This window comes from Streptomyces sp. NPDC056479 (assembly GCF_042795335.1).
Classification (GTDB): Bacteria; Actinomycetota; Actinomycetes; order Streptomycetales; family Streptomycetaceae; genus Streptomyces.
Window position 1 is genome coordinate 69,160 of sequence record NZ_JBHTRZ010000010.1, and the last position, 16,772, is coordinate 85,931.

General features: G+C 71.9%; 18 protein-coding genes. 10 read left to right on the forward strand and 8 right to left on the reverse strand.

Going from position 1 to position 16,772, the window contains the following annotated elements:
• Nucleotides 1-82: 82 nt before the first annotated feature.
• Nucleotides 83-1,315: an exo-beta-N-acetylmuramidase NamZ domain-containing protein gene (locus ACFQ6S_RS34010; RefSeq protein ID WP_383418399.1), complete on the reverse strand. Its 1,233-nt coding sequence runs from the start codon at nt 1,313-1,315 to the stop codon at nt 83-85.
• 163 nt (nt 1,316-1,478) lie between these two features.
• Here ACFQ6S_RS34010 and ACFQ6S_RS34015 point away from each other — a divergent pair, with 163 nt between their 5' ends.
• Genes ACFQ6S_RS34015 through ACFQ6S_RS34025 form a run of 3 tightly spaced genes read left to right on the forward strand, consistent with a single transcriptional unit; the run spans nt 1,479 to nt 4,559 of the window.
• Complete coding sequence (locus ACFQ6S_RS34015; protein ID WP_383418400.1) at nt 1,479-2,252, forward strand: SDR family oxidoreductase; 774 nt, start codon at nt 1,479-1,481, stop codon at nt 2,250-2,252.
• Entirely contained in the window at nt 2,249-3,910 is a 1,662-nt protein-coding gene (locus ACFQ6S_RS34020; RefSeq protein WP_383418402.1) for a class I adenylate-forming enzyme family protein, read from the forward strand. The genes ACFQ6S_RS34015 and ACFQ6S_RS34020 overlap by 4 nt, the downstream gene beginning before the upstream one ends.
• A gap of 55 nt (nt 3,911-3,965) precedes the next feature.
• Entirely contained in the window at nt 3,966-4,559 is a 594-nt protein-coding gene (locus ACFQ6S_RS34025; RefSeq protein WP_383418404.1) for a TetR/AcrR family transcriptional regulator, read from the forward strand.
• 233 nt (nt 4,560-4,792) lie between these two features.
• On the opposite strand, the gene ACFQ6S_RS34030 is transcribed toward ACFQ6S_RS34025, so the two are convergent.
• The 3 genes from ACFQ6S_RS34030 to ACFQ6S_RS34040 all read right to left on the reverse strand — a co-directional run bounded on the left by ACFQ6S_RS34030 (nt 4,793) and on the right by ACFQ6S_RS34040 (nt 7,509).
• On the reverse strand, nt 4,793-6,007 hold the full coding sequence (locus ACFQ6S_RS34030) for an acyl-CoA dehydrogenase (protein ID WP_383418406.1): 1,215 nt from the start codon (nt 6,005-6,007) through the stop codon (nt 4,793-4,795).
• 5 nt (nt 6,008-6,012) lie between these two features.
• Nucleotides 6,013-7,047 (reverse strand): phosphotransferase family protein, encoded by a 1,035-nt coding sequence (locus ACFQ6S_RS34035; protein ID WP_383418408.1) that lies wholly within the window; start codon nt 7,045-7,047, stop codon nt 6,013-6,015.
• Nucleotides 7,048-7,212: 165 nt separating this feature from the next.
• The gene (locus ACFQ6S_RS34040) at nt 7,213-7,509 is read right to left on the reverse strand and encodes a hypothetical protein (RefSeq protein WP_383418410.1); all 297 of its coding nucleotides are present in this window, start codon (nt 7,507-7,509) and stop codon (nt 7,213-7,215) included.
• A 112-nt stretch (nt 7,510-7,621) separates the two neighbouring features.
• Between ACFQ6S_RS34040 and ACFQ6S_RS34045 the strand changes: the two genes are divergently transcribed.
• Nucleotides 7,622-8,599, forward strand: coding sequence for an NADP-dependent oxidoreductase (locus tag ACFQ6S_RS34045; protein WP_383418412.1), 978 nt, complete (start codon nt 7,622-7,624; stop codon nt 8,597-8,599).
• 897 nt (nt 8,600-9,496) lie between these two features.
• Here the strand turns inward: ACFQ6S_RS34045 and ACFQ6S_RS34050 are convergent.
• Genes ACFQ6S_RS34050 through ACFQ6S_RS34065 form a run of 4 tightly spaced genes read right to left on the reverse strand, consistent with a single transcriptional unit; the run spans nt 9,497 to nt 11,699 of the window.
• Complete coding sequence (locus ACFQ6S_RS34050; protein ID WP_383418414.1) at nt 9,497-9,826, reverse strand: DUF202 domain-containing protein; 330 nt, start codon at nt 9,824-9,826, stop codon at nt 9,497-9,499.
• Nucleotides 9,823-10,215 (reverse strand): YidH family protein, encoded by a 393-nt coding sequence (locus tag ACFQ6S_RS34055; RefSeq protein ID WP_383418415.1) that lies wholly within the window; start codon nt 10,213-10,215, stop codon nt 9,823-9,825. Before ACFQ6S_RS34055 ends, ACFQ6S_RS34050 begins: the two co-directional genes overlap by 4 nt.
• Nucleotides 10,216-10,253: 38 nt before the next feature.
• On the reverse strand, nt 10,254-10,772 hold the full coding sequence (locus ACFQ6S_RS34060) for an NUDIX hydrolase (RefSeq protein ID WP_383418417.1): 519 nt from the start codon (nt 10,770-10,772) through the stop codon (nt 10,254-10,256).
• Nucleotides 10,773-10,805: 33 nt separating this feature from the next.
• Nucleotides 10,806-11,699 carry a DMT family transporter gene (locus ACFQ6S_RS34065; protein ID WP_383418418.1) on the reverse strand — a complete coding sequence of 298 codons (894 nt, stop codon included), beginning with the start codon at nt 11,697-11,699 and terminating at the stop codon, nt 10,806-10,808.
• Between the two features lie 305 nt (nt 11,700-12,004).
• On the opposite strand from ACFQ6S_RS34065, the gene ACFQ6S_RS34070 reads away from it, so the two are divergent.
• The 6 genes from ACFQ6S_RS34070 (at nt 12,005) to ACFQ6S_RS34095 (ending at nt 16,752) form a co-directional block, all read left to right on the forward strand.
• Complete coding sequence (locus tag ACFQ6S_RS34070) at nt 12,005-12,955, forward strand: hypothetical protein (protein WP_383418420.1); 951 nt, start codon at nt 12,005-12,007, stop codon at nt 12,953-12,955.
• 94 nt (nt 12,956-13,049) lie between these two features.
• The gene (locus ACFQ6S_RS34075) at nt 13,050-14,597 is read left to right on the forward strand and encodes an APC family permease (protein ID WP_383418421.1); all 1,548 of its coding nucleotides are present in this window, start codon (nt 13,050-13,052) and stop codon (nt 14,595-14,597) included.
• 102 nt (nt 14,598-14,699) lie between these two features.
• Nucleotides 14,700-15,449 carry a molybdopterin-dependent oxidoreductase gene (locus ACFQ6S_RS34080; protein WP_383418423.1) on the forward strand — a complete coding sequence of 250 codons (750 nt, stop codon included), beginning with the start codon at nt 14,700-14,702 and terminating at the stop codon, nt 15,447-15,449.
• Complete coding sequence (locus tag ACFQ6S_RS34085) at nt 15,433-16,056, forward strand: cytochrome b/b6 domain-containing protein (protein ID WP_383418424.1); 624 nt, start codon at nt 15,433-15,435, stop codon at nt 16,054-16,056. The genes ACFQ6S_RS34080 and ACFQ6S_RS34085 overlap by 17 nt, the downstream gene beginning before the upstream one ends.
• Nucleotides 16,057-16,093: 37 nt before the next feature.
• Nucleotides 16,094-16,333, forward strand: coding sequence for a hypothetical protein (locus tag ACFQ6S_RS34090; RefSeq protein WP_383418426.1), 240 nt, complete (start codon nt 16,094-16,096; stop codon nt 16,331-16,333).
• Between the two features lie 143 nt (nt 16,334-16,476).
• Nucleotides 16,477-16,752, forward strand: coding sequence for a hypothetical protein (locus ACFQ6S_RS34095; RefSeq protein WP_383418428.1), 276 nt, complete (start codon nt 16,477-16,479; stop codon nt 16,750-16,752).
• Nucleotides 16,753-16,772 lie beyond the last annotated feature (20 nt).

Genomic DNA, 16,772 nt, shown 5'->3' on the forward strand with positions numbered 1-16,772 from the left:
GCCCCCGTAGTGGTGCGATACGGGCGCATCGTCCTGCTACCTGGCGGGAATGGCCATACGTCGTCACCCATCCGTGGGCCGCTCATTTGTACAACAGGTACTCCCCGCGGACCCGCCGGAACGCCGCCAGCTCCTGCTGCCAGCCCGCCACCACCTCGTCGGCGCTCGCGCCGGCGTCGATCATCGTGCGGACCCGGGCGGAGCCGGTGAGCTTGTCGATCCAGTTGTCCGGGCGCCAGGCGAAGCCGCTCCAGGCCTTCTTGGCGGTCACCAGCAGGGCGATTCCGGTCCGGACGGGGTCGTAGGCGGCTCGGTCGTGCACATGGATCTGTACGCCGCCGATGGTCTTGCCCTGGAACTTGGAGAACGTGGGCGCGAAGTACGCCTCCCTGAAGTGCGTGCCGGGGAGGCCGAGTTCGTTGGCCGCCGCAGCCCAGCGGCCGTCGATGCCTTCCGCGCCGAGCAGTTCGAAGGGGCGGGTGGTGCCGCGGCCCTCCGAGAGGTTCGTGCCCTCGAAGAGACAGGTGCCGGAGTACACGAGGGCGGTGTCCGGGGTCGGCATGTTCGGGCTCGGCGGCACCCAGGGCAGGCCCCAGGCGTCGTAGAACTCGGACCGCTTCCAGCCCGTCATCCGTACGGTCTCCAGCGGCACCGCGGTGGTGAGGAACTCCCCGTTGAACAGCCGGGCCAGTTCGGCGACGGTCATGCCGTGCGCCTGGGAGATGGGCCGGCGGCCCACGAAGGTGGCGAACTCCATGTGCAGGACCGGGCCTTGGGCCGCGCGTCCGGTCACCGGGTTCGGCCGGTCCAGCACGACGAAGCGCTTCCCGGCGAGCTGGGCCGCCTCCATGCAGTCGTAGAGGGTCCAGATGTACGTGTAGAAGCGGGCGCCCGCGTCCTGGATGTCGAAGACGATCGTGTCGACGCCGGACGTGGTGAAGATGTCGGCGAGTGGCCGACCGCTCTTGAGGTAGGTGTCGTAGACGGGGAGGCCGGTCGCCGGGTCGTCGTAACGGCCTTCGGAGCCGCCTGCCTGGGCGGTGCCGCGAAAGCCGTGCTCGGGGCCGAAGACGGCCGTCAGGTTCACCCTTTTGTCGGCGTGCATGACGTCTACGATGTGGCGGACGTCCCGGGTGATGCCGGTGGGGTTGGTGACGATTCCGACGCGCCGGCCTCGCAGGGACGCGTAGCCGCTCGCGGCGAGGTTCTCGAAGCCGGTCCGCAGGCGGTGCGGGGCCGCTGAGGCCGGGGGTGCGGCGGAGAGTGCGGTTGCTGCCGTGGTCGCTGCGAGGAGAGCTCGTCTGGATAGGCGCATGGGGGGCACGGTATTGCTCCCGCAGGTTGTGGGGAAGGTGCCGGTTGTCTGCGGCTTGTCGCGCAGGTCCCCGCGGCCCTCAGGGCAGTGCAGTGCCCCTTCCTTGTCACATACCGACCGGTTAGTCTGGCCGACGTAGGAGAGCCGCAGTCGAAGGAGACCGATGGTGGAAGCCGTTCAGGGTGCCGGAGTCGTCGTTACCGGGGCTGGGGGTGGCATCGGCGCGGCCCTCGCCCGGCGCTTCGCCGCCGAGGGAGCTCGCGTCGTCGTCAACGACCTGGACGCGGGGAAGGCGAAAGCGGTCGCCGAGGAGATCGGCGGCATCGCGGTGCCCGGCGACGCCTCCGCCATCGTCGCCGAGGCCCGCGACGCGCTCGGCGGTGCGGTCGACGTCTACTGCGCCAACGCCGGGGTCGCCTTCGGCGGACCCGACCTCGACGACCTCGCCGACGAGAAGTCCTGGTCGCTCTCCTGGGACGTCAATGTCATGGCACATGTGCGGGCCGCCCACGCACTGCTCCCGGACTGGCTGGAGCGCGGCAGCGGACGCTTCGTCTCCACCGTCTCGGCCGCCGGGCTGCTCACCATGATCGGCGCCGCGCCCTACGCCGTCACCAAGCACGGGGCGTACGCCTTCGCCGAGTATCTGTCGCTGACGTACCGGCACCGTGGGATCAAGGTGCACGCGATCTGCCCGCAGGGCGTGCGCACCGACATGCTCGCCGCCACCGGCAGCGCGGGTGACCTGGTGCTCAAGCCCACCGCCATCGCCCCGGAGGACGTGGCGGACGCCCTGTTCAAGGGGATGGAGGAGGACCGCTTCCTGATCCTGCCGCACCCCGAGGTCGGCGGATTCTACGAGGCGCGGGCCGGTGCCCCCGACCGCTGGCTGGCCGGCATGAACCACCTCCAGCAGAAGTGGGAGGAGGCCCTGTGACCGGCTCCCGGTACGCGGCCAAGCCCTGGCTGCCCCTGCTGAACGACGCCCAGCGCGCCCCGATAGCCCCGGCCGACTCCCTCGTGCACGCTCTGCGCCGGGCCGCCGCAAAGACCCCGGAGCGCGAGTTCCTCGCCTACTTCGACGGCCGCCTGACCTACCGCGAGGTCGACGAGCTCAGCGACTCCGTCGCCGGGCACCTTGCCGCGCGCGGCCTGGAGCGCGGTGAGCGCGTGGCGGTCCTGCTGCAGAACTCCCCGCACTTCGTGCTCGCCGTGCTCGGCGCGTGGAAGGCGGGGGCGATCGTCGTGCCCGTCAACCCGATGTACAAGTCGGGGGAGGTCACACACGTCCTGCGGGACGGCCAGGTGGCCGCGCTGATCTGCTCCGACCGGGCCTGGGAGTCGTATCTGCGCCAGACGGTGGCCGACTCGCCGGTGCGGATCGTGCTCACCGGGTGTGAGCTGGACTTCCAGAGCCGCGACGACGCGCGCGTGCTGGCCTTCGAGCGGCTCCCGGCCGCCGACTCCGACGACCTGGCGGCGATCGCCCGCGCCGGCCACAAGGCGCCGGACGGCCGCGACCCCGGCCCGTCCGACATCGCGCTGATCAGCTACACCTCGGGCACCAGCGGCACGCCCAAGGGCGCCACCAACACGCACGGCAACATCATGTACAACGCCGAGCGGCAGCGCACCGGCCTCGCCCTGCCCGAGGCGCCCGTGTACTTCGCGATGGCGCCGCTGTTCCACATCACCGGGATGGTCGCCCAGTTCGCGGCCTGCCTGAACAGCTCGGGCCTGCTCGTGCTGGCGTACCGCTTCGAGGCGGGTGTGGTGCTCGACGCGTTCGCCGAGCACGGGCCGCACTACACCGTCGGCCCCTCGACCGCGTTCATGGCGCTGGCCGCCCACCCGGACGTCAGCCGGGAGCACTTCGCGTCCTTCGTCAACATCTCCTCCGGCGGCGCCCCATTGCCGCCCGCCCTGGTGGAGAAGTTCCGGGCCGGCTTCGGGCCGTACATCCGCAACGGCTACGGCCTCACCGAGTGCACCGCCCCCTGCGCCGCCGTCCCGCCCGGCCGGGAGGCTCCTGTCGACCCGGCTTCCGGGACGCTCGCCGTGGGCGTGCCGGGGCCCGAGACGGTCGTCCGGATCGTCGACGACCTGGGCGAGGAGGTGCCGTTCGGCGAGCAGGGCGAGATCGTCGTACGGGGACCGCAGGTCGTCCCGGGCTACTGGCAGCGCCCCGAAGCCACCGCCGAGACCTTCCCCGACGGCGAGCTGCGCACCGGCGACATCGGCTTCATGGACGCCGAGGGCTGGCTGTATGTCGTCGACCGCAAGAAGGACATGATCAACGCGTCCGGGTTCAAGGTGTGGCCGCGCGAGGTCGAGGACGTGCTCTACACGCACCCTGCGGTGCGCGAGGCGGCCGTCGTCGGGGTGCCCGACGGGTACCGCGGGGAGACCGTCAAGGCGTACATCAGCCTCCGTCCGGGTGCCGAAGCGGACCCCGACGCACTCGCCGCGTACTGCCGGGAGAGACTGGCCGCTTACAAATATCCGCGGCAGGTGGAGGTCCTGCCCGACTTGCCCAAGACGGCGAGTGGGAAGATCCTCCGTCGGGAACTTCGTTCTCGTGCGAACGACGGCTAGACGGCAGACGGCGACACGGCAAGCGGAACATCTCGGAAGGGCAGGTGGCGGCACAGTGGCCAGGACGACGGACGGAGACGGTACGCCCGTCCCGCAGCGGCTGCTCGCCGCCGCCACTCGGCTCTTCGCCGAGCAGGGCTACGACCGCACCTCGGTGCAGGAGATCGTCGAGGCGGCCGGCGTCACCAAGGGTGCGCTGTACCACTACTTCGGCTCCAAGGACGACCTCCTGCACGAGGTGTACGCGCGCGTGCTGCGCGTTCAGCAGGAGCGGCTCGACGCGTTCGCGGACGCCGACGAGCCCATCGAGAAGCGGCTGCGGGGCGCGGCGGCGGACGTCGTGGTGACGACCATCGAGAACCTCGACGACGCGATGATCTTCTTCCGCTCGATGCATCACCTGAGCCCGGAGAAGAACAAGCAGGTGCGCGCCGAGCGCCGGCGCTACCACGAACGCTTCCGCGCGCTCGTCGAGGAGGGGCAGGACGCGGGCGTCTTCTCCAAGGCGACTCCGGCCGACCTGGTGGTCGACTACCACTTCGGCTCCGTCCACCACCTGTCGACCTGGTACAGGCCGGACGGGCCGATGAGCCCGCAGGAGGTCGCGGACCACCTGGCGGACCTGCTGCTCCGGGCACTGCGCGCCTGACGGCCGAGAGCTTTTCCGCCCCCGCCGCCCCTGCCCTTCCCATCCCTGAGGGCTGCGCCCCCAGACCCCCGCTTCGGCCCTGAACGGGCCTCGTCCTCAAACGCCGGAGGGGCTGAAAACTCAGCCCCTCCGGCGTTTGAGGATCGGGGGCTGGGGCGGAGCCCCAGCAGGACGGGACGGGACGGGTCGGGTAAGGGCGGCGGGGGCGAGGAAGATCTTGCCCCCGCGCCGCGTCACACGTACTTCTTCAACTCCCGCCGCGCCAGCGACCGCTGGTGCACCTCGTCCGGCCCGTCGGCGATCATCAGCGTCCGCGCCCCGGCGTAGAGCTCGGCCAGCGGGAAGTCCTGGCTGACGCCGCCCGCGCCGTGCAGCTGGATGGCCCGGTCGAGGATGTCGACGACCGCACGCGGCGTGGCGATCTTGATGGACTGGATCTCGGTGTGGGCGCCCCTGTTGCCGACGGTGTCCATCAGCCAGGCCGTCTTCAGCACCAGCAGCCGCAGCTGCTCGACCGTCACGCGCGCGTCGGCGATCCAGTTGTGCACCACGCCCTGCTGGGCCAGCGCCTTGCCGAAGGCCGTGCGGGAGACCGCCCGACGGCACATCAGCTCGATCGCCCGCTCGGCCATGCCGATCAGCCGCATGCAGTGGTGGATCCGGCCGGGACCGAGCCGCGCCTGGGCGATGGCGAAGCCGCCGCCCTCCTCGCCGATGAGGTTGGACACCGGCACGCGCGCGTGGTCGAAGATCACCTCGGCGTGGCCGCCGTGCGAGTGGTCCTCGTAGCCGAAGACCTGCATGGCGCGGCTGATCGTGACGCCCGGGGTGTCGCGGGGGACCAGGACCATGGACTGCTGACGGCGGATGTCCTCGCCGTCCGGGTCCGTCTTGCCCATCACGATGAGGATCTTGCAGTCCGGGTTCATCGCCCCGGAGATGTACCACTTGCGGCCGGTGATGACGTACTCGTCGCCGTCCCGCTCTATGTGCGTGGTGATGTTGGTGGCGTCCGAGGAGGCCACATCCGGCTCGGTCATCGCGAACGCCGAGCGGATCTCACCGGCCAGCAGTGGCTCCAGCCACTGCTTCTTCTGCTGCTCGTCGCCGAACTGGGACAGCACCTCCATGTTCCCGGTGTCGGGCGCCGCGCAGTTCGTGGCCGTCGGCGCCAGGTGCGGGGAGCGGCCGGTGATCTCGGCGAGCGGGGCGTACTGGAGGTTGGTGAGGCCGGCGCCGTACTCGGCGTCGGGCAGGAAGAGGTTCCACAGGCCCTGCCTGCGCGCCTCGGCCTTGAGCTCCTCGACCACGGCCGGCGTGTCCCACGGGGACGCCAGCGCCGCCCGCTGCTCCTCCGCGACCGCCTCGGCCGGATAGACGTACTCGTCCATGAAGGCCAGCAGCTTGGCGCGCAGTTCCTCGGTGCGTGCGTCGAACGCGAAGTCCATGTACGTCAGCCTTCCTGGATGCCTTCTTGAAGAGTGGTCAGTCCGTGCTCGATGAAGACCGGGACCAGGTCGCCGATGCGGTCGAAGCCGCGGCCGACCGTCTGGCCCAGCGTGTAGCGGTAGTGGATGCCCTCCAGGATCACGGCGAGCTTGAACCAGGCGAACGCCGTGTACCAGGAGACCGCGGAGACGTCGCGCCCCGAGCGCGCGGCGTACCGCTCGATCAGCTCGGCCGGGTCCGGATGCCCCGGGGCCTGGGCGGTCGTGGAGACGGGGGAGTCGGGCATGCCGAGCGGCATGCTGTACATGACCAGCAGGCCCAGGTCGGTCAACGGGTCGCCGAGCGTCGACATCTCCCAGTCGAGGATGGCGTTGATCCGGTCGCCCTCACCGATGAGGACGTTGTCCAGCCGGTAGTCGCCGTGGATCACCGTCGGCGCGGGGGAGGCCGGCAGCCGCCGTCCGAGCGTCGCGTGGAGCTCGTCGATACCGGCCAGCTCACGGTTGCGGGAGGCGTCCAACTGCTTGCCCCAGCGGCGCAGTTGCCGGTCCAGGAAGCCTTCGGGGCGGCCGAAGTCGTCCAGGCCCACCGACGCCGGCTCCACGGCGTGCAGCTCGACGAGCGTGTCCACCAGCGACAGCACCGCGTCCCGGGTGCGCTCCGGGCCGAGCGGGGCCAGCTGGTCGGCGGTGCGGTACGGGGTGCCCTCGACGAACTCCATCACGTAGAACGGCGACCCGAGCACCTCCTCGTCCTCGCACAGCAGCACCGGGCGGGGCACCGGCACGTCCGTCGGGTGCAGCGCGCTGATGACGCGGTGCTCGCGCTTCATGTCGTGCGCCGTGGCGAGGACGTGGCCGAGCGGGGGCCGTCGTACGACCCACTTCGAGGTGCCGTCGGAGACCGCGTACGTGAGGTTCGACCGTCCGCCCTCGATCAGCCGGCCGGTCAGCGGACCGTGCGCCAGACCGGGCCGCTCGCGCTCGAGCAGGCCGCGCAGCCGTTCGAGGTCGAGTCCGGGCGGATGGTCGGGGCTCATACTGCGCTCCTAAGGCAGGTGAACTGGACTTGACTCATGATGCCGACCAGTCGGTATGTCGTCCAGTGCAGGAGCCGAACGTGATCGGGGCCACCATAGGCCGACAGCTCCCCGAGTGGAGCGCCGGGGAGCTGTCGGTGGGGTCTTCTCGGCCAGGGGAGGCCCTCAGTGGTCGTCCCAGTGGCCCTCGTGGGCGGCGTGCCGGTGGCCGTCGTGCAGGTAGTCGACGTGGTCGCCGTGCAGCACGCTCTCGTGGCCGCAGTCGGCGCCGTGCCGATGGGTGTGGCCCTCGTGTGCGACGTGCCCGTCGGTCTCGCACTCGTCCCAGTGGCCGGAGTGCTCGCGGTGCAGGTGGCCGTCGTGCGCGTAGTCGGTGTGGTCGCCGTGGCGCACGGCGGTGTGCCCGCAGTCGGGGCCGTGGGCGTGGGTGTGGGCGGGGTGTTCCATGTGAAGGGTGGTCATGCTGCTCACCTTCGGAGGAGCGGGTCGTGACGTCGCACAGGCTGCCACGCGAACGCCGCATATCGGGTCATTCGGCTTGCGTGGCGCTCGGCCACCCCAGAGGGTCGGTCCCATGAAGGGCATCAGCTACTCACGCTACGGCGGGCCCGAGACGCTCGCATACGGAGATGTGCGCGACCCGCGGGTCGGCCCCGACTCCGTGCTGGTCAAGGTGCGGGCGGCGGCGGTCAACCCGGTCGACTGGAAGTGTCGCGAGGGCTACATGGACCGGATGCTGGAACCGGTCTTCCCAGTGGTCCCGGGCTGGGACATCTCCGGTGTCGTCGTCCAACCGGGCGTGTCCGTGACGGAGTTCGGGGTCGGTGACGAGGTGATCGGGTATGTGCGCGAGGACGTCCTCTCGCGCGGCACGTTCGCCGAGTACGTCGCCGCTCCCGTGCGCACCCTCGCGCGCAAGCCCCGCAACCTCACGTGGGAGGCGGCGGCCGGCCTGCCGCTGGTGGGGCTGACGGCGTACCAGGTGCTGACCAAGTTGCTCCAGGTCAAGCGTGGCGAGACCGTCCTCGTGCACGCCGCGGCGGGCGGGGTCGGTTCGATCGCCGTCCAGCTCGCCCGCCATCTGGGTGCCCGCGTGATCGGCACGGCGAGCGCGCACAACCACGACTTCGTCCGGGAGCTCGGCGGCGAACCGGTGGAGTACGGCGACGGGCTCACGGAACGGGTGCGCGGGCTGGCGCCCGAGGGCGTGGACGCGGCCTTCGACACGGTCGGCGGCGAGGCGCTGAAGGCCTCGGCGAACCTGCTGGTCCCCGAGGGACGCCTGGTGTCGATCGCCGACCCCGACGTCTTCGACTACGGCGGCCGCTACTACTTCGTCCGCCCCGACACCGAGGACCTGCTGCGGCTGTCCGAACTGGCCGAGCAGGGCGTGGTGACGGTGCATGTCTCGGAGACGTTCCCACTGGACCGCGCGGCGGACGCCCAACGCCTGAACCAGGAGGGCCGCACACGGGGCAAGATCGTGGTCACGGTGGAGTGGGACACGGAGGAGGCGGCGGCACCGGAAGGGCTTTGGCAGGGGGCGGAGTAGCGCCGGTTTCAGGGGGAGCGTCGGTCCTCGGGGGAGCAGCGTGGTGGTGGCGGAAAAGGCGGGCCAGGGTAGAGGCGTCGATCTCAGCGGCAGCGCGGTGGCATAGGACGGGCTGTGGCAGGGGACGGACCGGCGCTGGGAGCTGATGGCCTCAGGAACGGCGGGGAGGGGCGGACCTGGGCAGTGGCGTCGCCTGGCTCAGGGGGAGCGGCGCCGGGAAGTCGGCAGGGGGCGGGGCAGCGGGTCGCCGGTCTCAGGGGAGCAGCGCGGTGGGGCCGGAACGGCTGTGGCAGAGGGCCGACTGGCACGACGCCGGACTCGGGGAGCGGCGCGGCGGTGGCGGGAGGGGCGGACTGGCGCAGGGGCTCCGCCGGGCTCAGGGATGGGCCAAGCGGAGCCGGAAAGGGGCCGACCTGCTCAGGGGACCTCGGCCTCAGAAGAGCAGCGCCGGGGTGCCGCGACGGACGGACCGGCTCAGGGGACCCTCGGCCTCAGAAGAGCAGCGCCGGGGTGCCGCGACGGACGGACCGGCTCAGGGGACCCTGGCCTCAGAAGAGCAGCGCCGGGGTGCCGCGACGGACGGACCGGCTCAGGTGGCCCTCGGCCTCAGAAGAGCAGCGCCGCGGTGCCGCGACGGACGGACCGGCTCAGGGGACCCTCGGCCTCAGAAGAGCAGCGCCGCGGTGCCGCAACGGACGGACCGGCTCAGGTGGCCGCCGATCTCAGAAGAGCAGCGCGGCGGTGGCGGGAGGGGCGGACTGGCGCAGAGCGCCGCCGGGCTCAGGAGAGCGGCGCGGCGGAGCCGGAAGGGGCGCGGGCCAGGGCAGGGGACCGTCGGCCGCAGAAGAGCAGCGCCGCGGTGCCGTGAAGGGCGTACCGGCCCAGGGGCCGCCCGTCTCAGAAGAGCAGGGCCGCCGCGCACGCCGCCAGGGCCACCGTGAACAGGGCCGTGGCCGTGGCCTGCCGGGGGGCCAGCGGCATGGGTTCGGGTGACGCGGCCAGGGTGCGGATACGGCGGTGTGCGAGGGCGAGGAAGCCCAGCCAGAGCCCGCAGCACAGGGCGCAGACGAGACCCCCGGCCACCGATACCCCGCCGTGCAGCGCGCTCCGCACGGCCAGTACCGCGGCCACGGTGCCGGACAGTGTCGTACGGCGCCACGCCAGCCGCGTCCGCTCGGGCTGCAGCCCAGGATCCCGTACCGGCTCCACGGCCGACCCGGCGTTCATCCCTCCCACCCGACGAGCACCACGAAGACCATCGCGACGGCCACGACAGCGACCACCAGGCTCAGCACCGCCGGGAAGCGTGACACCGGCAGGTCATCGCCCCGGCGCATCGCCCGCTCGCAGCGCACCCAGTGATTGACCGCGCGCAGCGAGCACAGCACGCCCGCCGCGAGCAGCGCGAGCGCCAGCCCCACGCGCCAGCCCCAGCGCAGGTCCGGCAGGAACTGGTCGACCGCGAAGCCGCCGCCGACCAGTGCGAGCGCGGTACGCAGCCAGGCCAGGAAGGTGCGCTCGTTCGCCAGCGAGAACCGGTAGTCGGGAGTGCTGCCCTCCTGCCGGATCCCCTGAGGCGCGAACCACAGCCGGACGTTCCGTGCGAACTCGATCACATGCACGACCCTATCCGGGCGCCCGCCAGGGGGCGCCGTCAGTCCCGCCGCGCGCGGTGGGCCCTGAGGCGCTCGTGGGCGGCGAGCCCGTCCGGCACCCACTCCCACTCCGGCAGCAGTCGCTCCACCTCGGCCTCGGGCAGGAAGTCGTGCCACGCGACCTCCTCCACCTGGGGGCGGACCGGCAGCTCGCAGCGCACCTCGTACACCGCCGACCACCAGGTCTGCCCGGCGCCGTCGTCGTAGAGGAACTTGAACAGGTACGTCGGCCGGGGCAGCCCGCTCACCCCGAGCTCCTCCTCGGCCTCGCGCAGGGCGGCGTCGTCGTAGGTCTCGCCCGCGCCGACCACCCCGCCGACGAACATGTCGTAGCGCGAGGGGAACACCAGCTTGGTGGGGGTACGGCGATGCACGAAGAGCCGGCCCTGCGCGTCCCGTGCCTCGATGAAGACACAGCGATGACGCAGCCCCTTGTCGTAGGCCGCGCCACGCGGGGACCGCCCGATGACCCGGTCCTGTTCGTCGACGATGTCGAGGATCTCGTCAGCAGAGCTCATGGGGCCATCCAAGCAGGACGGCCCGGCGGCAGGTCAGGGCGTCTGAAGGGCCGGCGTGCGCTTCGGCTGGATCGCCCCGGAAGGCATGGCCGAATGCGTGCCGAGGAGGATGATGCCGACCACGATCCCGGCGAGGCCCGCGGCCTCCCAGGCCAGCGCACCCGTGTCGGTACGGAGCCGGTCGCCGAGGAAGCCGACGCCGCACAGGATGCCGGCCAGGGGCTGGGCGGCGGTCAGGGCGGGCAGCGACATGCGCAGGGACGCCGTCTCGAAGGCACTCTGGACCAGGATCAGCCCGGTGAGGCCGAGCGCCACCACGGCGTACGGCTGCCAGCCGGTGAGGACCTCCATCATGCCGCCCTCGGCGAACCGCTCCCCGGTCACCCGGGTCAGGGCGTCCTGCACGCCGTACAGGAGGCCGGCCGCGGTGGCCAGCAGCGCCGGACCCGAGCTGAGCCGGGAGCGCTTGGCGTACGTCGTGAGCAGCAGGGCCACTCCGACCATGACGCCGATGATCAGCCAGTGCCGGAACGGGTCGCTCGTCGCGGTACCGCCGCTCGGCTGTCCGGCGACGATGAACGCCGTCACACCGCCCGCGAGCAGCGCGAGGCCGGTCCAGCCCTGGCGGCCCAGGGGCTGCTTGGTCTGGCGCCGGGAGAGCATGAGCGCGAACAGCAGGTTCGTCGCGAGCAGTGGTTCCACCAGGGAGATCTCGCCCTGGCCCAGCGCCATCGCGCCGAGTGCCATGCCGACCACCATCAGGCCGATGCCGCCGAGCCAGCGCGGCACCTTCATCAGGTCCAGAAGGATCCGCGGCGAGAGGAAGTCGCTGAGCGGTGCCTTCTGAGCCGCGTTCTGCTGCAGGACGAAACCGAAGCCCAGGCAGCACGCCGCGGTGACGGCGAGTATCAGAATCTGGAGCGACACGCTGCGTACCTCGAATCCTGCCGGGCGGACGGGGTGCGGTAAGGGCCGACTGTAGCGGCCCGGAGCCCGGCGTGCGCGTTCCAGCAATGGTGCGGTGCGGGTGCCCACAATGCCATGACGTACGCCACACACTGCCAACAAATCCGGCATTACGGTCAGGTTGAATGCATCAACTGCCACATCAGTAACAGGAGTTGACGCGTGTAACGCCTCGGCGGCCCTTGACGCGAACCATTGGCTGCGGGTTTGCTGTGCGTGATCGTTTGATAACTGTCCACATCTTGCTCACAACAGGACCCGGAACGGTGTCCCCACCTCCGCCACCCCTCGGCCGCGGCCGCAAGCGCGCAGCCCACGCCTTCGACGCGGCCCTCGACGACGCCGAGCTCGCCGCGGCCCGTGCCGCACTGGCCCAGGGCAGATGGCAGACGGCTCGCTCCCTGCTCGCCCGGACCGGCGACGACTGGGACCGCAGAGGGCACCGCGTCACCGTCCTCGCCCAGGAGCCGCACAGCGTCCCCTGGACCCGTGACTGGCTGCTCGCCGAGCCGGACTCCGCGGACGCCGCCGTCCTGCTCGCCCTCGCCCAGGTCCAGCGCGCCTTGCGCGGCAAGGAGAAACCGGTCCGGGCCCGCGAGGCCTGCCACACCGCCGCCACCCTCGCGCCCGCCGACCCCACCCCCTGGCTCGGCCTGCTCATGCTGGAGAGCGCCCTGGGCGCCGAGGTGGCGGTGCGAGGCCTGTTCGCCGAGGTCCGCGCCCGGTACGCCGATCACCATCACGCCCACCACCTGATGGTCGCCCGGCTCGCCGAGCACCGGTCGGGCACCGGCGCCGACCCGCTCCACGAGGTCTACGACTTCGCCATCGAGGCCGCCGAGCGGGCCCCCGCCGACTCCCCGCTCGCCATCCTCCCGGTCGTCGCCCACGCCGAGCGCTACCGCATCCTCGCCGCGTCCGGACACGAGCCGCGGGACGCCGCGGCCTCCGGGCACTGGACCGGCCGGCGGGCCCGGCAGGTGATGCGGGCCGCATTCGACTGGTGGCTGGAGTGGGAGCAGGAGGGCCACCCGCGCCGTCTGATCGACCTGAACTTCCTCGCCCACGCCAAGGTCTGCGAGGGCCGGGGCGCCGAGGCCGCCGCCCTGTTCCACCGCATCGGCGAACACGCCACCCCGTCGCCGTGGTCGTACCCCGACCGCGACCCGTACTCCGCCTTCCGCGCCGCACGCGACACCGCGCTCGGCACGACCTGAGGGCACCACCCCGACGCACCCACCGACCCGACCCACGTCCATCCCGCCCCCGACCGCGCCCAGGCGCCCCCGACCCGACAAGGACGGTCTTTCGATGACGACGGGCAGAACCAGCACGAGCAGAGCCACCGCCGACGGTGGTGGCATCAGTACGTTCAAGGGGCAGGACCGAGCCCTGCGCGCCGACCGGCTGGGGACCACGGGACTGCTGCTGTCCGTGCTCGCCGCCACCGCACCCCTGATGGTCGTCGCGGGTGTCATGCCCACGACCTTCGGGGTGATGGGCATCCTCGGCCAGCCCCTGCTCTTCGTGATCCTCGGCGTCGTCCTCGCCCTGTTCAGCGTGGGGTACGCCGAGATGAGCCGGCACGTCCACAACGCCGGTGCCTTCTACGCGTACATCTCCCGCGGCCTCGGCGGCACGGCCGGCGCCGGTGCCGCGATGGTCGCGCTCGTCGCGTACAACGCGCTCCAGGTCGGCATCTACGGCATCTTCGGCTTCGAGGTCTCCGGGCTCTTCGCCACCTACCTCGACATCGAGCTCGCCTGGTGGATACCGGCGCTCCTCGCCGTGCTCGTGGTCGGCGCGCTCGGCTGGCTGAAGATCGACCTCAACGCGCGGGTGCTCGGCGTCCTGCTGATCATCGAGGTCGTCCTGGTGGTCGTCTTCGACATCGCCGCCATCGCCGACCCCGCCAAGGAGGGCCTGTCCCTGCACGCCTTCAACCCGGACACCCTCAGCGGCGCGGGCATCGGCACCGCCCTGTGCTTCTGCGTCGCCGCGTTCCTCGGCTTCGAGCAGGCCCCCGTCTACGCCGAGGAGACCAGCCGCCCGCACGTCCTCGTGCCCCGCGTGATGTTCCTCGCCATCGGCGGCATCGCGGTCTTCTACACGATCAGCTGCTGGGCCTACACCGTCGCCGCCGGACCCTCGGCGATCGTCGGCACCGCGCAGGAGCAGAGCGCCGGACTGCTGTTCTTCCTCACCGAGGACCTGCTCGGCGAGACGTTCACCGACGTCCTGCACGTGCTGTTCGTGACCGGCATGTTCGCGGCCATGCTGAGCTTCCACAACGTCGTCGCCCGCTACGCCTTCGCGATGGGTCGCGAGGGCCTGCTGCCGTCCGCCTTCGGCCGCACCAGCGGCGCGAGCGGCGCGCCCGGCACGGGTTCGCTGCTGCAGACCGTGGTCTCGCTCGTGGTCGTCGCCGCGTTCGCCCTCGCCGACGACAAGCCGACCGGTGACCCGACCGCACCGGTGCTGCACCTGTTCACCTGGATGGGCAACCTCGGCGCGCTGGGCGTCGCCGCGCTGATGGCCGCCGCGTCGGTCTCCGTCATCGCCTTCTTCGTCCGGCGCGGGGCCGTCGCCGCCCAGTTCTGGCGGCTGGCCGCCTCCGGGCTCTCCGTCGTCGGGCTGCTCTTCATCGTCGTGTACACCGTCAAGGACTTCGACGTCCTGATCGGCGCCGGCCCCGGATCGACCCTGAGCTGGGCGCTGCCCGCCGTCATCGCCCTGGCCCTGGTCGGCGGCGTGGTCCAGGGCCTGCTGCTGCGCTCCCGCGCACCCGAGCGGCACGCCCGGATCGGGCTCGGCAACGAGGCGTTCCAGCTGGAGAAGGCGGCGACCGAGGAGTCGTAGCCGAAGACCACTTCTGAAAGCCGGGTGAGAAGTGGTTACGGAACTCTGACGAGCACCCGCGATCCCTGGTCCGTCCGGGGTCGCGGGTGTTCGAATGAAGAGGTGAACCCCGAACAGCCCGAGAACGAAGGCGACGAACAGGGCGAGGAGAAGGGCAAGCCGATCGGCCGCCGTGTCCTGCTCGGCACCCTCGGCCTGGGCGCCCTCGGCGTGCTCACCGCGCCCACGCTCCAGCGCGGCCTGGAGTCCTTCCTGGCGAGCGCGTCCGACAAGGACCCCACCGGCCTGACGGACCTGCTGCCCAACGGCGGCGGCTTCCGCTACTACTCGGTGACCTCCTCCGTACCCCGCAAGAGCGCCACGACCTACCGCCTCAAGATCGACGGCCTGGTCGACCGCCCTCGGACCTACACGCTCGCCGACCTGCGCGCCCTGCCGCAGACCCGGATGGTGCGCGACGTCCAGTGCGTCACCGGCTGGCGGGTGCCCGGCACGCCCTTCGAGGGGGTGCGGCTGTCCCGGCTCCTCGACGCGGCCGGGGTGCGCGAGGGGGCCGGCGCGGTGCGCTTCACCTGCTTCGACGGCGCGTACAGCGAGAGCCTCACCCTCGACCAGGCGCGCCGCGCGGACGTCCTCGTCGCCCTGCGCATGCAGGACAAGGACCTGGGCCACGCCCACGGAGGCCCGGTCCGCCTCTATGTGGCCCCCATGTACTTCTACAAGTCGGCCAAGTGGCTCTCCGGCATCACCGTCACCGAGGACGTGCGGCCCGGCTACTGGGAGGAACGGGGCTACGACATCGACGCCTGGGTCGGCCGCTCAAACGGACGCGACGATGACCCTACGAGTTGACCCGCCCCGCGCGGCCGCCGGCGTCCGGCGCTTCGGCCGAGCCACGCGCTGGGTGCACCGTACGACCGCCGCGCTGATGGGCGTGTGCGTGGTGACCGCGGCCTGCCTCTACATCCCGCAGCTGGCCGAACTCGTCGGCCGCCGCGAGCTGGTGGTCCGGGTCCACGAGTGGGCCGGGCTGGCCCTGCCCGTACCCGTCCTGGCCGGCCTCGCCTCCCGGCTGTTCCGCGCCGACCTGGGCTTCCTCAACCGCTTCGGCCCGCACGACCGCGTCTGGCTGCGCGCCGCCCTGCACCGCGACAAGCGGCGCTCGTCCCGGCCCGCGGGCAAGTTCAACGCCGGGCAGAAGATCTACGCGGCCTGGATCGCCGGTGCGACGCTGGTGATGCTCGGCACCGGTCTCCTCATGTGGTTCACCCATCTCACGCCCCTGGAGTGGCGCACCAGCGCGACCTTCGTGCACGACTGGCTGGCCCTCACCATCGGCATCGTCCTCGCGGGACACATCGGGATGGCCCTGGGGGACCCGGAGGCCCGGCGGGGCATGCGGACCGGCTCGGTCAGCCGGGAGTGGGCGGAGCGCGAGCACCGGTTCTGGCGGCCGTGAGACGGACGGGAGCACCGCCGGATCGCCGGGTGTACCCGTGTCCACGCTCGGTTCCGGGACCACGTCGGGCGCGACGACGGTGAAGGCGCCCGGCAGCCGGACCTCGGTTCCGCCGTACCGCACGGCCACGTCCGCGGGGCCCGGCCCCAGCGCCGGTACGACCACCGACAGCATCGCCCCGCCGCTCGCCCCCGGCTGCAGGGCGGGCACCCCGGGCACCGGCTCTCCGCCGATGCTCACGCCCCCGCCCCGCAGCAGCTCGGCGGGGTCGAAGTAGGTGTCCGCCAGCTCGATCCCGATGACCTCGCCGGGCTTCGCCTCGGCGTCGCCGCCCGTGTCCACCCCGGCGATCCGGTAGCCGCAGGCAGGTGTGCCGCTCGACGCGGGCTTCAGCCGCACCGTGGCTCCGGGATGCCGTCGATGGAAGTCGAGCAGCTCACCGAGCACGGCGTACGCGGCCCGCCCCTTGCACGAGTCGGCCCCGCCGGACAGGGCGGCATGATCCCGGACCGCCTGCTCCCAGCTGCCGCCCTCGCCCTGTACGGCCAGACAGGCGGTGGCGAGGCCGCGCAGCAGCCTCCAGTCGCCGTCGGTCGTGAGCTTGGGCATGCCGTTCAGGGCGGCCCCGCACCCGGCGGGATCGCGCAGCAGGTCGTACACGCTCGCCGGGTCGGGGGTGCCGTCGGTGTCCGGTGAGTCGGGGCCGGGCGGCAGCC

What these genes read in the sequence shown, in the direction of transcription:
- ACFQ6S_RS34060 (WP_383418417.1), bottom strand. Translation starts at nt 10,772, where the DNA reads ATGAGCTCTGCTGACGAGATCCTCGACATCGTCGACGAACAGGACCGG.
- ACFQ6S_RS34085 (WP_383418424.1), top strand. Translation starts at nt 15,433, where the DNA reads ATGACCCTACGAGTTGACCCGCCCCGCGCGGCCGCCGGCGTCCGGCGC.
- ACFQ6S_RS34075 (WP_383418421.1), top strand. Translation starts at nt 13,050, where the DNA reads ATGACGACGGGCAGAACCAGCACGAGCAGAGCCACCGCCGACGGTGGT.
- ACFQ6S_RS34040 (WP_383418410.1), bottom strand. Translation starts at nt 7,509, where the DNA reads ATGACCACCCTTCACATGGAACACCCCGCCCACACCCACGCCCACGGC.
- ACFQ6S_RS34030 (WP_383418406.1), bottom strand. Translation starts at nt 6,007, where the DNA reads ATGGACTTCGCGTTCGACGCACGCACCGAGGAACTGCGCGCCAAGCTG.
- ACFQ6S_RS34045 (WP_383418412.1), top strand. Translation starts at nt 7,622, where the DNA reads ATGAAGGGCATCAGCTACTCACGCTACGGCGGGCCCGAGACGCTCGCA.
- ACFQ6S_RS34095 (WP_383418428.1), top strand. Translation starts at nt 16,477, where the DNA reads ATGGAAGTCGAGCAGCTCACCGAGCACGGCGTACGCGGCCCGCCCCTT.
- ACFQ6S_RS34010 (WP_383418399.1), bottom strand. Translation starts at nt 1,315, where the DNA reads ATGCGCCTATCCAGACGAGCTCTCCTCGCAGCGACCACGGCAGCAACC.
- ACFQ6S_RS34050 (WP_383418414.1), bottom strand. Translation starts at nt 9,826, where the DNA reads ATGAACGCCGGGTCGGCCGTGGAGCCGGTACGGGATCCTGGGCTGCAG.
- ACFQ6S_RS34015 (WP_383418400.1), top strand. Translation starts at nt 1,479, where the DNA reads ATGGTGGAAGCCGTTCAGGGTGCCGGAGTCGTCGTTACCGGGGCTGGG.
- ACFQ6S_RS34035 (WP_383418408.1), bottom strand. Translation starts at nt 7,047, where the DNA reads ATGAGCCCCGACCATCCGCCCGGACTCGACCTCGAACGGCTGCGCGGC.